The organism is Bacillus sp. T-10(2022), from assembly GCF_056502895.1.
In genome coordinates this window covers 4097273-4111720 of the sequence record NZ_CP113518.1, presented here as the reverse complement: position 1 = coordinate 4111720, position 14448 = coordinate 4097273, and the positions used below count along the sequence as shown (strand labels likewise).

13 protein-coding genes are annotated in these 14448 nt (G+C 44.1%); 8 read left to right on the top strand and 5 right to left on the bottom strand.

The window, feature by feature from the left end:
* Positions 1-18: 18 nt before the first annotated feature.
* Positions 19-399: a sigma-w pathway protein ysdB gene (locus tag OSJ91_RS20095; RefSeq protein ID WP_101222875.1), complete on the bottom strand. Its 381-nt coding sequence runs from the start codon at positions 397-399 to the stop codon at positions 19-21.
* A 102-nt stretch (positions 400-501) separates the two neighbouring features.
* On the opposite strand from OSJ91_RS20095, the gene OSJ91_RS20090 reads away from it, so the two are divergent.
* Positions 502-996 carry a dUTP diphosphatase gene (locus OSJ91_RS20090; RefSeq protein WP_485890300.1) on the top strand — a complete coding sequence of 165 codons (495 nt, stop codon included), beginning with the start codon at positions 502-504 and terminating at the stop codon, positions 994-996.
* 64 nt (positions 997-1060) lie between these two features.
* A complete protein-coding gene (locus OSJ91_RS20085; RefSeq protein WP_350299671.1) occupies positions 1061-2146 on the top strand; it encodes a M42 family metallopeptidase in 1086 nt (361 codons plus the stop codon).
* A gap of 63 nt (positions 2147-2209) precedes the next feature.
* Here the strand turns inward: OSJ91_RS20085 and OSJ91_RS20080 are convergent, their stop codons facing one another.
* From OSJ91_RS20080 to OSJ91_RS20065, 4 genes are all read right to left on the bottom strand, one after another.
* Entirely contained in the window at positions 2210-2914 is a 705-nt protein-coding gene (locus OSJ91_RS20080; RefSeq protein ID WP_350302915.1) for a LutC/YkgG family protein, read from the bottom strand.
* On the bottom strand, positions 2908-4338 hold the full coding sequence (locus OSJ91_RS20075; RefSeq protein ID WP_485890299.1) for a LutB/LldF family L-lactate oxidation iron-sulfur protein: 1431 nt from the start codon (positions 4336-4338) through the stop codon (positions 2908-2910). Before OSJ91_RS20075 ends, OSJ91_RS20080 begins: the two co-directional genes overlap by 7 nt.
* Positions 4339-4362: 24 nt before the next feature.
* Complete coding sequence (locus tag OSJ91_RS20070) at positions 4363-5079, bottom strand: (Fe-S)-binding protein (RefSeq protein ID WP_350299670.1); 717 nt, start codon at positions 5077-5079, stop codon at positions 4363-4365.
* A gap of 179 nt (positions 5080-5258) precedes the next feature.
* Positions 5259-5990, bottom strand: a complete 732-nt coding sequence (locus tag OSJ91_RS20065; RefSeq protein WP_350299669.1) for a FadR/GntR family transcriptional regulator — start codon at positions 5988-5990, stop codon at positions 5259-5261.
* 254 nt (positions 5991-6244) lie between these two features.
* Here OSJ91_RS20065 and OSJ91_RS20060 point away from each other — a divergent pair, with 254 nt between their 5' ends.
* The 6 genes from OSJ91_RS20060 to OSJ91_RS20035 all read left to right on the top strand — a co-directional run bounded on the left by OSJ91_RS20060 (position 6245) and on the right by OSJ91_RS20035 (position 14111).
* The gene (locus tag OSJ91_RS20060) at positions 6245-7933 is read left to right on the top strand and encodes an L-lactate permease (RefSeq protein ID WP_485890298.1); all 1689 of its coding nucleotides are present in this window, start codon (positions 6245-6247) and stop codon (positions 7931-7933) included.
* Between the two features lie 74 nt (positions 7934-8007).
* The gene (locus OSJ91_RS20055; RefSeq protein WP_485890297.1) at positions 8008-9120 is read left to right on the top strand and encodes a PucR family transcriptional regulator; all 1113 of its coding nucleotides are present in this window, start codon (positions 8008-8010) and stop codon (positions 9118-9120) included.
* 115 nt (positions 9121-9235) lie between these two features.
* Positions 9236-10648, top strand: coding sequence for a glycolate oxidase subunit GlcD (glcD, locus tag OSJ91_RS20050; protein ID WP_350299666.1), 1413 nt, complete (start codon positions 9236-9238; stop codon positions 10646-10648).
* The gene (locus tag OSJ91_RS20045; protein WP_485890296.1) at positions 10645-11970 is read left to right on the top strand and encodes a (Fe-S)-binding protein; all 1326 of its coding nucleotides are present in this window, start codon (positions 10645-10647) and stop codon (positions 11968-11970) included. The genes glcD and OSJ91_RS20045 overlap by 4 nt, the downstream gene beginning before the upstream one ends.
* Before the next feature lie 244 nt (positions 11971-12214).
* Positions 12215-13144, top strand: coding sequence for a YsnF/AvaK domain-containing protein (locus OSJ91_RS20040; RefSeq protein ID WP_485890295.1), 930 nt, complete (start codon positions 12215-12217; stop codon positions 13142-13144).
* Between the two features lie 166 nt (positions 13145-13310).
* Positions 13311-14111 (top strand): general stress protein, encoded by an 801-nt coding sequence (locus OSJ91_RS20035; RefSeq protein ID WP_485890294.1) that lies wholly within the window; start codon positions 13311-13313, stop codon positions 14109-14111.
* The last annotated feature ends 337 nt before the right edge of the window (positions 14112-14448 follow it).

The window sequence follows — 14448 nt, the reverse complement described above, 5'->3', positions numbered from 1 at the left end:
ATTACGCGTGATTTTTTTTCATTTTTGTAAAAATTCCTTAACAGGGCTCTTCCAATCAATAACGGCATCCGGATATTGTTTTTTAATGGCTTCCTCGATTTTTAAGAAGTCATTTCGCTTCAAGCCTTTTAGGCCGGCCACTTTCTTGGGCCATATGAAGATGGAGATGACCTCAAAGGAGCGTTCCGTCGTCCCTAGATACTTTTCCCCTTCAAACATCACCCCGTTGTACGTCAATAAAAAATTCTTTCGTATATTGGCTGTATCGTCGAGCAGAAAGAACTTTTTCTGTTCATGTGCCAGCTCTAATTTTCTTTTCGGATTAAATAGGTATTTGATGACTGTATATATTAAGAAAATGATGAGAGCCAAAAGAATGAACCGCATGATCAATACCATGGAGCTACCTCCTTAAACAGAGTGATTCCTTTCATTTACGTATGGGTTTTTAATAAGTTTCATTTATTTGATATAATTTAGGGGAAGACAAGGAAAGAAGTGATGAAAATGAACATAGGTAAATTAATGGAAATGCAGGCAGCTTTGGATGAGCATATACAATCAAAGCATGAATTGGGTGCTGAAGACTTGGTGGAACGGAAGATACTTGCTCTTTTAGTGGAGCTTGGAGAGCTTGCCAATGAAACGAGATGTTTTAAATTCTGGAGTCTTAAAGGACCCTCTGATAAAGAAACGATTTTGGCTGAATACGTGGATGGGATTCATTTCATTTTGTCACTCGGGATCGAACGGGGATTTGTACCGGAAGTTCCATCTGCCCCCAACATGCATCAGGAGGATTTGACTGTTCAATTTACTGCTATTTACGGCTACATCAGTGAATTTCGCACACAGTTGACAGAGTCATCTTTCCAAAAAGTTTTTGCTGCGTATTTACATTTAGGAGAGTTGCTTGGATTTTCGGCAGCGGATGTGGAAAAAGCATATGTAAGCAAAAATGAAGTGAATTACGAAAGGCAAAAGCAAGGCTACTGATTGTTTATGTAATCGATTGTCTGTATAATTATTCTTGTAATGTAAGTTATAGGGAGGTAAAAGAATGGCTCAATTGGATGAAACGTTAAGGATGCTGCGGGACTTAACGGATGCTAAAGGCATTGCAGGAAATGAAAGTGAAGTAAGAAAAGTGATGACCGAATACATAACACCATTTGCGGATGAAATATCGACAGATGGCCTGGGAAGTTTGATTGCCAAGAAAACGGGTGATGAAAACGGACCGAAAATCGTCGTTACCGGGCATATGGACGAAGTCGGTTTCATGATCACCCAAATTGATGATAAAGGATTTTTGCGTTTTCAGCCGGTAGGGGGCTGGTGGTCACAGGTAATGCTGGCCCAGCGCGTGACGATCGTTACAGGTAAAGGTGATATAACTGGCATTATCGGTTCCAAGCCGCCACATATCCTGTCAGCGGAGGCGCGGAAGAAGCCGATTGATATTAAGGATATGTTTATTGATATTGGTGCATCCAGTAAAGAAGAGGTTAAGGAATGGGGCGTCAAGCCAGGGGATATGGTTGTGCCATATTTTGAATTCACGGTCATGAATAATGAAAAGATGCTGCTTGCCAAAGCCTGGGACAATCGAATTGGCTGTGCAATCGCCATTGATGTGCTTAAACAGCTGAAAGACAGCGACCATCCTAATGTAGTATATGGAATTGGCGCAGTGCAAGAAGAGGTCGGCCTGCGTGGCTCCAAAACATCCACATTCAAAATTCAGCCGGATATCGGGTTTGCCGTCGATGTCGGCATTGCTGGTGATACACCGGGGGTTTCCGAAAAAGAAGCGATGAGTAAGATGGGGGAAGGCCCGCAAATCGTCATCTATGATTCATCGATGGTGGCACATAAGGGATTACGCGATTTCGTCACAGACACGGCTGATGAAATGAATATTCCTTATCAATATGAATCGATTCCAGGCGGCGGGACGGATGCCGGCTCCATCCATTTAACGGCAAATGGCGTGCCCGCACTGGCGATCACGATTGCCACACGCTACATTCATTCACACGCAGCAATGCTTCACAGGGATGATTATGAGAATGCAGTTAAGCTCATTGTCGAAGTGATTAAACGCCTCGATCGCGAAGCGGTTGATCGGATCATTTACGAATAATATAGTGTAAGTTAAAAATGGAGAGGCCTAATTTAGGTCCTCTCCATTTTCTTTTTTTTATTTCTACTTGTCTTCGACGATTATATAGACCGCTTTGATGGGTCCATGGACGCCGACGACAAGGTCCATTTCGATATCAGCCGAATTGCTCGGCCCTGTTATGAAATTGATGCAGGAAGGAACGACTTCGCCCCGGGTAACTTTTGAACGGATGACCGCAGCAGCCTGGGTCATTCGCGGAACGATGGTGCTTTTTGGAATGATGGAAACATGGCAGGAAGGAAGGAAGCTGATGGAACGGCCGTGGTCCTTGTCGCTGAACAAGACGACGGTCGCTGATTCTGCTAGTGTCATCTCACTGAATGTGATTCCGATGTTAGCACTTTCTGCTTTTTCGATATTTTCATTCCCGGCTTGGTGATTCCATATATGGACATCTTTTTCCTTTAAGATACCCTCTAACCCATAGTCGGAAAATCGATCGTCCTTAGGGATGATCAAGGGTCCGTTTCCAAGTTCCTCAATCACCTGTTTTAAACAATGCATCACTTGTTTGGAGTCGGTAACGTGAAATTGAGTATGCACCCGTTTACATTGCTCCTTCAATTCCGCGACAAGATCATTTGGTGTCGCATGTTTCAAAACTTCTTTTTGGGGGGCGTGCTTCCATTCCGGAACGGAGATGCCTTCCGTAATAGGAGCCCTTCCCAGGTTGTTGGCTATATTGTTTAAAAATGTCCCTTCATTATGGATGGTTCCATTCATGATGGTTTCCCTCCTTTTTCCCGATTTTTGAACCAGTCCCGAAAGCTCTCCTTTCCTGGAGCAGGGAACTCGCGGCTCTCTGTCCAAGTTTTGAGTGGTCCCGGTCCTTTCGAGATGATATCCCCCGTTTTAAAAGGTGACATCGCTGATGGGGCGATTTTGGAACCGAACTTATAAAGCATAGGCGATGCCGCACCAATTCCGAAGGCCTTCATGGCCATCTTTTCTGAAAACGGCGCCATTTTTTCCTTTTCAACGATGACTTCCCGATGCTTCCTCAGTAAATCATGGAGAGGAATCTTTACTGGACAGGCATCTGTACAGGCTGCACATAGAGTGGAGGCATACGGCAGCTCCTTGAAATCATCATACCCTCCGAGTAAGGGTGAAAGCACAGCACCGATTGGTCCCGGATATATTGAACCATATGAATGACCGCCAACCTGGCGATAAACCGGACAGACGTTTATACAGGCAGCACAGCGAATGCATTGAAGAACGGATTGAAACTCAGTACCTAAAATGGAGGAGCGTCCATTATCCACGATCACAAGGTGAAATTCCTCGGGGCCGTCTACATCGCCTTCATCACGCGGACCGGTAAGTGCGGTGATGTAACTGGTCAATCTTTGGCCGACAGCGCTTCTTGTCAATAAGCTGACAAGGACCTCGAATTCATCGAATGTAGGTACAAGCCTTTCCATTCCCATCACGGTGATTTGCGTTTTTGGGAGGGCAGTGACCAAATCGGCATTTCCTTCATTCGTAACCAAACCTATCGAGCCCGTTTCCGCAATCGCAAAATTACAGCCGGTAATGCCTACATCGGCGCTTAAGAAATCTTTCCGCAGAATGCCCCGCACATGGGCGGTAAGCTCTTCCGGTTTTTCAGTTTGCGTATATGCAAGCTTTTCTTTAAAAACATCCCTAATCTGCTCCTTATTTTTATGGAGAGCAGGTGCGACGATATGGGAAGGGGGATCATGATCATCCACTTGTAAAATATATTCACCAAGGTCCGTTTCAACGACATCGAGCCCAACTGCCTCAAGAGTGGCATTCAAATTGATCTCTTCCGTGACCATCGATTTGGATTTCACGACCTTTTTGGCATTCTTTTTTACAATAACATCCTTGATGTATCCGCTTGCTTCTTCAGCCGTTTGAGCGAAGAAGACATGACCGCCTCTTTTCGAAACATTTTCTGCGAGCTGATGCAAATAGAAATCAAGGTTACTAAGCACATGCTGCCGGATTTCTTCCCCAAGGGAACGCCAATCCTCCCAGTTTCCCAATTCATCAACGGCAGTCAGCCGCCGTCCGTGTAATCGTTCTTGGGCACTCGATACGGCTAATCGCATAAAATCATTATGTATTCCTTCATCCACCCGGTCTTTAAACTTGGCAGAGCTGGTTTTCATAGCCATAAAATTTTCCCCTCCTCGCTTTCTTTAAATACTATTCAGGACTTCCGCAATATGAAGCACTTTCACCGGTTGCCCCTTCCTTTGGATCCGCCCGCCGATATTCATCAAACATCCTGCATCCCCTCCGATTAAAAAATCGGCCCCGGTATCTTCAATATTGCAAACTTTCTCCTCGACCATTTGCCCGGAAATGTCACCCATCTTGACCGAAAAGGTTCCCCCGAACCCGCAGCAGTTTTGGGCATCCGGAAGTGGTGTCATTTCCAGCCCCCTGACATGGCTTAATAAAATGGCAGGTGCTTCCTTGACCTTAAGCAGCCGTGTCATATGGCATGAAGTATGATAAGTGGCCTTTCCCTTAAGGGTCGCCCCGACGTCGATCACTTTTAAGACATCCACGATGAATTGGGTCAATTCATATGTTTTAGCCGCTAATGATGCAGCTTTCTTTTCCCATTCGGCATCGCCTTTGAAAAGGGCCGGATATTCCTTGAACATCGCTGCACAGGAACCGGAAGGGGTTACGATGTATTCAGCATCCGCGAACGTTTTAATCATCTTTTTCATGGCTTCCTTCGATTCCTTCGTATACCCGCTATTATATGCCGGCTGTCCGCAACATATCTGGGACTCCGGGAAATCGATCTCACAGCCTAATCTCTCGAGTAGCTCCACTGTCGCTTTGCCGACATTGGATTGAAACAAATCTACTAAACATGTTGCAAAGAGAGTAACTTTCAATCTGAACTCCTCCTTTTTCAAATAGGTTAACAGGTCATCTGATGACTAGAAAATGGAAAAAGGAAATGGCTGAGAAAAGATACCAATTCCAAGATTTTTTAAATGAAGTAATCGTTTTCAAAATAATATATCAATTTAATCCTTTTTTGTATAGGGTATTTTTGAAATTTAAAGGAATGTCAATGATTCTTTTGCTGATTTTTTTGGATGACCCGGTCTAGTGATTCCTCGACGCTTTGAAGGTGAAACAGCATGGCACTGCGGGCTCCGTCTTCATCCTGTGCCAAGATTGCATCATAAATCCTGACATGCTGCTGGTAAAGCTGCTTGAGTGTCATCTCTTCGGAATAAAGCGCAACCCGACGGATATCACGCATCTTTTCCGTCATTAATTCTGAAACATGGTTCATCAATGTAATCAGCAGCTCATTTTGTGATGCGTTTGCCACGGCAACATGGAAGGCGATGTCCGCTTTATCACTTAGTTCTTCATCATCTGATACCTTTTCCATATCAAAAAGCCTGTCCTTGAGTTCGATAAGGTTTTCTTCCGTTCTCTTCTTCGCTGCCACTTCTGCCGTACCGGACTCAAGTATTTTCCGAACTTCCAGTAAATGCTTGATATTGTCTTGATCCATTAAAAGGGCGGCAGACAAGGGGTGGTTCATGATGGCGGGGTCGAAGGTTTTAACGAATGTTCCTTCACCTTGTTTTATTTCAATAAGACCCATTGAACTTAAAGCACTTAATGCTTCACGGATGGCCGGGCGCCCGACTTGGAAATTTTCCGCAAGCTGCTGAATGGAATCCAATTGTTCACCTGGTTTCAGGCTGCCTGACCGAATCATTTCATAAAGTTCATCGCTGACTTCTTCATAAATTTTTTTCGGCTTTATTTTTTTATATACCAAGTAGTAGCACCTCTATTTTCTATGAGTTTCTCTGGTTAATATTATATAACACAAATGATCTTTGACACTTCCAGAAGAGTTGAAAAATCAACAAAAAATAAAAAAAATCTTGATTTTATATTTTCAATCATTTAATTTTAATGAGTACTCATCAAGTCATCTGATGACTTTGAATATTTCGATATGTAAGGGGTTTCAATTAGCGGTTGATTTCTGAATTTTTAAAAAAACTATAGAAAATGGAGTCGAAATGAATGACATGGACACAAAACTTTACGCCGATCACCGATAATTTAGTTTTATCATCTCTTGCCGCACTCATTCCAATTCTTTACTTTTTCTGGGCACTTACCATCAAACGTATGAAAGGTTACATTGCAGGTATAACCACGTTGATTGTAGCTATTGCAGTGGCTATATTGATATATGGAATGCCTGCAGGAAAAGCAGTGATGTCTGCTTCACAGGGAGCTGTATATGGACTGCTCCCAATCGGATGGATAATCATCACCTCCGTATTTTTGTACAAAATGACCGTTAAAAGCGGACAATTCAATATCATTCGTTCTTCGGTGCTTTCGCTTACGGAAGACCGCCGTCTTCAGGCATTATTGGTGGCATTTTCTTTCGGTGCTTTTTTAGAAGGTGCCGCGGGATTTGGAGCACCGGTCGCCATTTCAGCCGCGCTTTTGGTAGGTCTCGGATTTAACCCGCTATATGCAGCCGGGATTTGTTTGATCGCGAATACCGCTCCGGTAGCATTCGGGGCGGTTGGAATACCGATCATCGCCATGGAAGGCCCTACTGGCATAGCCGCCATGGAGATTTCAAAAATGGTCGGCCGCCAATTGCCATTCCTTTCGGCTTTCATTCCGCTTTATCTCATTTTGATAATGACTGGGTGGAAAAGGTCGCTTGAAGTCCTGCCGGCAATTCTGGTTTCCGGAATTTCCTTTGCCGTCACACAGTACTTAAGTTCAAATTTTCTTGGACCCGAATTACCGGACATCCTTTCTGCGTTAGTGTCACTGTTTGCATTGGCGATCTTCCTTAAATTCTGGAAACCTAAAACGATTTTTCGCTTTGCATCCGAGGAAACGGCAGCCACTGTCGAGCCTTCATATACAGCAGAAGCGGAAGCAAAATATACGAAATGGCAGATATTCCATGCTTGGTCACCATTCCTTCTGTTAACGCTTTTCATAACAATATGGGGGATGAACCCAATAAAGCCGGCACTCTCCGGACATTATGAAGGCAACAATGTGCTGCTTGGCGCAATCAATGAAATCGGGAAGCTATTAACCTTCCAAATCGAAGTCCCAGGTCTGCATAATGAAATAATCGGAAGCAATGGATTGCCGATTGCGGCTTTCTATAAAATAGAACTGCTCGGAGCAGCCGGGACGGCCATTTTACTGGCTGCCATCGTAACGAAGTTCATCGCACACATGTCAGCAAAAGACTTCTTTGGCACCTTTGTTGAAGCGATGAAAGAGTTGGCAAAACCGATCTTGATGATTTCTACCGTGGTGGCCTTTGCCTATGTAACGAATTCTTCAGGCATGTCGACAACATTAGGGATGACCCTTGCAAAATCGGGTGATTTATTTCCGTTCTTCGCACCGGTTCTCGGCTGGCTGGGTGTATTCATTACCGGATCGGATACATCAGCCAACCTCTTATTTGGCAGTCTGCAGAAAGTGACCGCTCTTAAGGTGGGGATGGAACCGGTCCTGGCACTGGCGGCGAACTCTTCCGGAGGGGTCACTGGAAAGATGATTTCACCACAATCGATAGCGATTGCATGTGCTGCCGTGGGATTGGCGGGCAGGGAATCGGAATTATTGAGATTCACGCTCAAACATAGTCTTTTCTTATTGCTGCTTGTTTGTGTAATTACCTTCTTGCAAAATGGCGTCCTTTCCTGGATGATTCCATAAGTAGAATGAGGCTCTCCTTTCATAGGGGAGCCTCGAAATATTTATCAAACCCATACAAAAAAGGAGGAAATATCATGCAATTGGCAGCTGTGGCAGGAAAGTTGGTTCATGAGGTTCGGAAACTGATTGAAGAGGAAATCATCATTATTGATCATGCTGGCACAATTATCGCCAGCACCGACAGAAGCCGTATTGGATCTTATCATGAAGGAGCCATCCACGCTTTCAACAATCGTGAGAAATTGATCATCAACAAACAGGATGAACGAAGTTGGAAGGGAGTGAAGGCAGGTATAAACCTGCCTATTTTCTTCAACCAGGAAGCCGTGTGTGTCATTGGAATTACAGGTGACCCCAAACATGTTTCCCCTTATGCGGAACTATTAAAAAAGATGACGGAGATGTTCATTCAGGAAAGCTATCATATCGAACAAGCAGAATCCCAATCACGTCTGATGGAATTCTTCGTATTTGAATGGCATCAGCTGCAGACGTTCAATGAACACTTCCTTCAGAAGGCCAAGTTGCTTGGGGTCGATGTTCATGCAGACCGGATCATCACATATGGTGAATTCAAGACTGAGGAAATCATTGAACCTCATGTATGGAGAACGCTTCAGATATACATAAGACAGCAGCATCCCAATGACATCGCAGTCCGTTGGGGGAGGAACCAATTCGTCATTCTTTCAATAGCAGATTTCATCGGTTCAAAAAACCAGCAATATAAGAAACTTAGTAAACTGCAAAAAAAGCTGGAGGAGAGTTCGGGTTATAAAGTGTGTGCAGGAGTTAGTTCGCGTGCATCAGGATCCGCTTTCAGGTCAGCGTTTTTTAAAGCGGAACGTTCCTTGAAAATCGCGTTTCCTTCATCGGGAATCATATTTGACGAGGACTTGAAGCTTGAGGTACTGCTTGATGAAGTTACCGCTGAAACAAGACAGGAGTATTTATCCAGGACGATTCAGGAGCTGCTTCCTAATGAGGAGCTGCTTAAAACCCTTTCCATGTATTTTGCATGTGATCTATCTTTGAAGGAAACAGCCGCAGCCCTGCATATCCATATCAATACCCTTCATTACAGGCTTAAGCGCATAGAGGATTTGACCCGACTGAACCCTAGGAAGCTAGCCGATTTAGTCACTATGTATCTAGCAGTAAGAGTATTGGATAAACATACAAAATAATTCTCTGGAAAGCACTAAATTCTATATGTTCATACATAGAAGGTTGAGTGTTTTTTTCTTATACTTACATCATATAAAAAATCTCGAATTTCCTATGTTTATGAGGAGGATGTACATGTTAACAAAGCAGGTTAAGCAGCTACTTCTTACCATCGTCGGTCAGGAGAATTACGATGACTCAAAAGTGGAATGTCTAGTCTATTCATATGATGCAACGCCAGGCTTTCAAGCGATGCCGGATGCTGTCATTAAACCGGGCAGCACAGCTGAAGTCGCAGCCATCGTCAAAGTTTGTAACGAATATAATGTTCCAATCGTTCCACGCGGGTCTGGGACGAACTTGAGCGGAGGCACCTGCCCTACAGAGGGAGGGCTTGTCCTTTTATTCAATCGAATGAATTCATTACTTGAAATAGATGAGGAGAACTTAACGGCGACCGTACAGCCTGGGCTCATCACATTGGACTTGATTTCAGCAGTTGAAGAAAAGGGATTGTTTTATCCGCCAGATCCAAGTTCAATGAAAATCTCCACGATTGGCGGCAACATTAATGAGAACTCCGGTGGACTGCGAGGATTAAAGTACGGAGTCACCCGTGATTATGTCATCGGGCTTGAAGTTGTCCTGCCGAATGGGGACATCATTCGAACAGGGGGCAAACTTGCCAAAGACGTAGCCGGATATGATTTAACGAAACTATTTGTCGGATCGGAAGGGACCTTGGGAATCGTTACGGAAGCGATCTTAAAGCTGATCCCCATGCCGGAAACGACAAAGACGATGCTTGCCTTATATCAAGATCTGGATGCTGCAGCCCAGTCAGTGGCCAAGATCATTTCAAATAAAATCATTCCTGTTACATTGGAATTTCTGGATCGGCCGACTTTGATCGTTGTTGAGGACTTCGCGAAAATCGGTTTGCCCACCAATGTGGAAGCCGTCCTGCTGATTGAACAGGATGGTCCGCCTGAAGTGGTGGAACGTGATATGAAAAGGATGGCCGATATCTGTCTAGAGGAAAAGGCGGTTTCAGTGGAAATTGCCGAAACGGAATCTGACGCTGTCGCCTTGAAAACAGCAAGACGGACAGCCCTTTCCGCACTGGCACGCCTCAAGCCGACGACCATTTTGGAAGATGCCACAGTTCCCCGCTCGGAAATTGCCAAAATGGTTAAAGCAATTAATGAAATTGCAGACAAGCATAACGTGGACATTTGCACTTTTGGTCATGCTGGGGATGGGAATCTGCATCCAACGTGCATTACCGACGCTCGTGATCATGAGGAAATGGAGAGGGTGGAGCTCGCTTTTGCCGACATTTTTGCCGCGGCTATCGACCTTGGCGGGACGATTACCGGTGAACATGGTGTGGGAGCCATGAAGGCCCCGTATCTTGAATGGAAGCTGAAGAAAGAAGGGATTGAGGCCATGAGGGCGATTAAACAAGCTTTCGATCCCAATAACATCATGAATCCCGGTAAAGTATTTGCCAAGGAAACCAGGAAAAGGGTGGTGGTTACTTCATGACGACAGTTCAGGAAAGGGAAACCATTGCCATTCAATTCGCGGAAAAAATGAATGAAGATGAATTGTTGAATTGTATGCGCTGCGGCTTTTGCTTACCCCATTGCCCGACATACATAGAATCGGGGCTGAAGGAATCCTATTCACCAAGGGGCCGGATCGCACTTATGAAAGCGGTGGCGGATGGTGTGATTGAGCCTGATGAGGATGTAGAACGTTCGTTGAGTCTTTGCCTCGGCTGCAGGGCTTGTGAGCCTGTGTGTCCTTCAGGTGTCAAATATGGACATCTTCTTGAAGAAGCAAGGGATATCATCCATCAGAATAAAAAACACAGTTACCCTGTTAAAACGATCCGCAAGGCCGTTTTTAGTGGGTTATTCCCACACCAGGAGCGAATGCAGGCCATGACGAGTTTGCTTGGCTTCTATCAGAGATCAGGACTGCAATACATGGCCCGTAAAACGGGAGTCCTCAACCTGCTTCCGAATAATTTGGCAACCATGGAAAAAGTGCTGCCGAAAGTCCCGGAAAAATCAGAAATGAATAATAGGCCAACCGAGCTGCCTGCAATCGGAACGCCGCTCAAAAAGGTTGCTTTCTTTTCCGGCTGCTTGATGGATACGATGTTTTTGGAAACGAACAAGGCCACACTAAAGCTTCTTCAGTTGGCCGGATGTGAAATCGTGATTCCGAAATCCCAGGCATGTTGCGGGGCGCTGCATGGGCACAGTGGTGAAAAAGAAGGTGCAAAGCAACTGGCCAAGCGTAATATAGAAGCTTTTGAAGCGGAGGAAGTTGATTATATTATTACGAATGCCGGCGGCTGTGGAGCTTTTCTCATAGATTATGACCATCTGCTTCAGGCTGAACCGGAATGGCACGACCGTGCAATCGCCTTTAAAAATAAGTTGAAAGATATCAGCGAGATTCTTGTTGATTTGCGTTTTCAGGAAAAAGTTCCCCTGAAGCTGCCAGCTCAATCCGTAACTTTTCAGGATTCCTGTCACTTACGGAATGTGATGAACATCTCCTTGGCTCCGCGAATTCTCCTTCAATCGATAGAAGGAATCAATTTCAGGGAAATGAAAGATGCCGATCGATGCTGCGGCTCTGCTGGGATTTATAATATTGTTGAATCAGAGATGTCCATGAATATTCTTGACTCTAAAATGGAGCACACGAAATCGACACAGGCCGATATTGTTGTCACGGCAAACCCTGGCTGTCTGTTACAAATGCAATTGGGGATCGAGAGGGAAAACTTGGGGGAATGTACGAAAGCGGTGCATATTGCAGACCTGCTAATAAAGGCTGTGGCTTTATAATAGAAGAAAAAGAATGTAAGTAGAAAATAAATGGGATTATTTGGTTAAACATTACATTTTAATAAATGAGGAAACCCTTGTAAAGCCTAGATTTTAGATGATAATGCGTTCTGTGCTGAGAACAAATTGTAAATGTTATAACAAAAAAGAAATATTGATTCCTCGTTTACTTAGGACCATGGCGGGTAGTGTTTATATATAGCATCCACTAAACGAAACAACAAAACCTAAGGAGGAATGTAAAATGAATAAAACAGTATATGGAGTATATGAATCAAACGCAGAAGTGATTCAAGCAATTAATGCACTTAAGGCAAAGGGTTTTGAAGGGGACGATATTACTGTCGTCGCGGATAAGGAAGAAACATTGGATTTCACGAACCACAAACGCGAAACGGATGTTCATACAATGACGAATGTTCCTAACGACGAATCGTTTATGGACAAGGTGGCACGTTTCTTCATGCCGGAAGATACGGCAGATCTTTCAACAAGGTTGGCGAATGCAGGCCTTTCGAATAGTGAAGCGGCGGAACATGTCTTTGATGTAGAAAACGGAAAAGTCCTGGTTCTGGTTGAAGAAGGTGAAGGCCATCTTGGAACGGCAAAAGATAAATTCACGACTGGAACAATGGACACTGCCGGTACAAGGCTTGATACAAACTCCACCAACCCACTATATAATGGCACGGAAAAAACCGATGCATTAAATAAAGAAGATGTTTATGGAGTCAACGGACAAGGCCGTGAATTGCCAGAAGATGAAAGGACACTTACACTTCGGGAAGAACAGCTGAACATTGACAAAGAAAGAGTTCAGACAGGAGAAGTCGTCATTAATAAAGAAGTCAATGAACAGCATAAAACGATAAATGTCCCTGTTGAACACGAAGAAGTGACAGTTGAGCATAGATCGGTTTCAGGACGTGAAGCGAATCGGGAAACCGGAACCATTGAAGATGGGGAAACATTACGAATCCCGGTTGTTGAAGAAAAACTGGAAGTTTCGAAAAAACCCGTAGTCACTGATGAAATTGTCATCAAGAAACATGCTGTACAAGAAACGGAACAAGTTCAGGATACTCTTAAAAAGGAAGATATTCAGCTTGATAGTACAGATGAATCGATCGTAAATGAGAAAAAGGCAACTGAACGTAGAACCGACCGCTTCTAAGCTTGAAGGAAAAAGCCTGCAGTTTTAAAACTGCAGGTTTCCTTTTGGTTTTAAAGAATGATTAAAGGTTCGAGCCTAGGGAAGGCAAACCTTTTTGTTTAATTGGCACCCATCAGGGTATAAATACACATAAGAAGAAATATCGGAAAAAGGAGGAGGAAGATGCATGGGAAAAACATTATATGGTGTTTTTAATACGGAAAGAGAAATGATCCAGGCTATACAATCCCTCAAGGAAAAGGGGGTTCATGAAGGGGAAATAACGGTAATGGCTGATAAGAAAGAAGATTTGGATTTCGTTAATGACAAGCATGATTCGGATGTCGACGTCGTTACTAACTCAAATGAGGATTCCTTCATTGATAAGATGAAACATTTTTTCCTGAACGAGGGTTCTGAAGATATAAGGAACCGACTAGGTGAGTTAGGGCTTGCCGATAGTGAAGCAACCGCTTATATAAATGAAGTGGAGGCTGGAAAATTCCTGATTCTTTTAGATGAATCGAAAACCGTATCAGCACGCGATAACATAACTTCCATTCTCATCGAGGATACGGACGAACCTGCAGAGAATCCGCTTCAAACAGGGGTGGTGAACAATCCGGACCCGAACCTTTTTCCGGAAACAACCGCGAATGCCTATCAAATAAGGGAAATGGAAGCACAGCCAGGAAGAAGCGAAGAGCTTCACGGAAATTCCGCCAACCTCTATGAAAATGAAGAGCTGGATACGAAGCGAGCTCAAGAAAGGGAAATCTGGGGGAACTCCACAGAAAAATTCAAGAAGCAAAAACCAGGGAATCGTGAAGGAACACTGGCAAGCGACCCGTTTGCTGTCGATACTGACAAAAACCTTGACGCTCAAGGATCACTGGATCGGACCCCGAGCCCGAATGACAGCGGACAGCAAGAGGAAGGCTTACAAGATGAATACATCAAAAATCGAATCAATACCGACAATCTGTAATACGCAACAAGAACAGCCTGCATAAGGCTGTTTTTGTTTGTTTTTTTACTGTAGTCGTTATTGGATTGAAGAAATGTGCGACCCTCCTGCCGAATTACTGGCTAGCCGAGCCACCGCAGCCGCTTGCTTTGATGTGGCTTGGCAAACTGTTGGCGGAAAGGGGGCGGATTCTGAAATCAACTGCAGCGTTTTTTAATAAAACTGCAGGCAAACTCGATTTTCTTAGAGTTAGCTACAGGCTGTTATTTTTATAAAAACCCTTTAGGCAGAGGGTTCCCTTGTTCGTCTCCATAGACTATTTGCTTGTTTATTGATAAAGCTGCAAGGTATAATGACA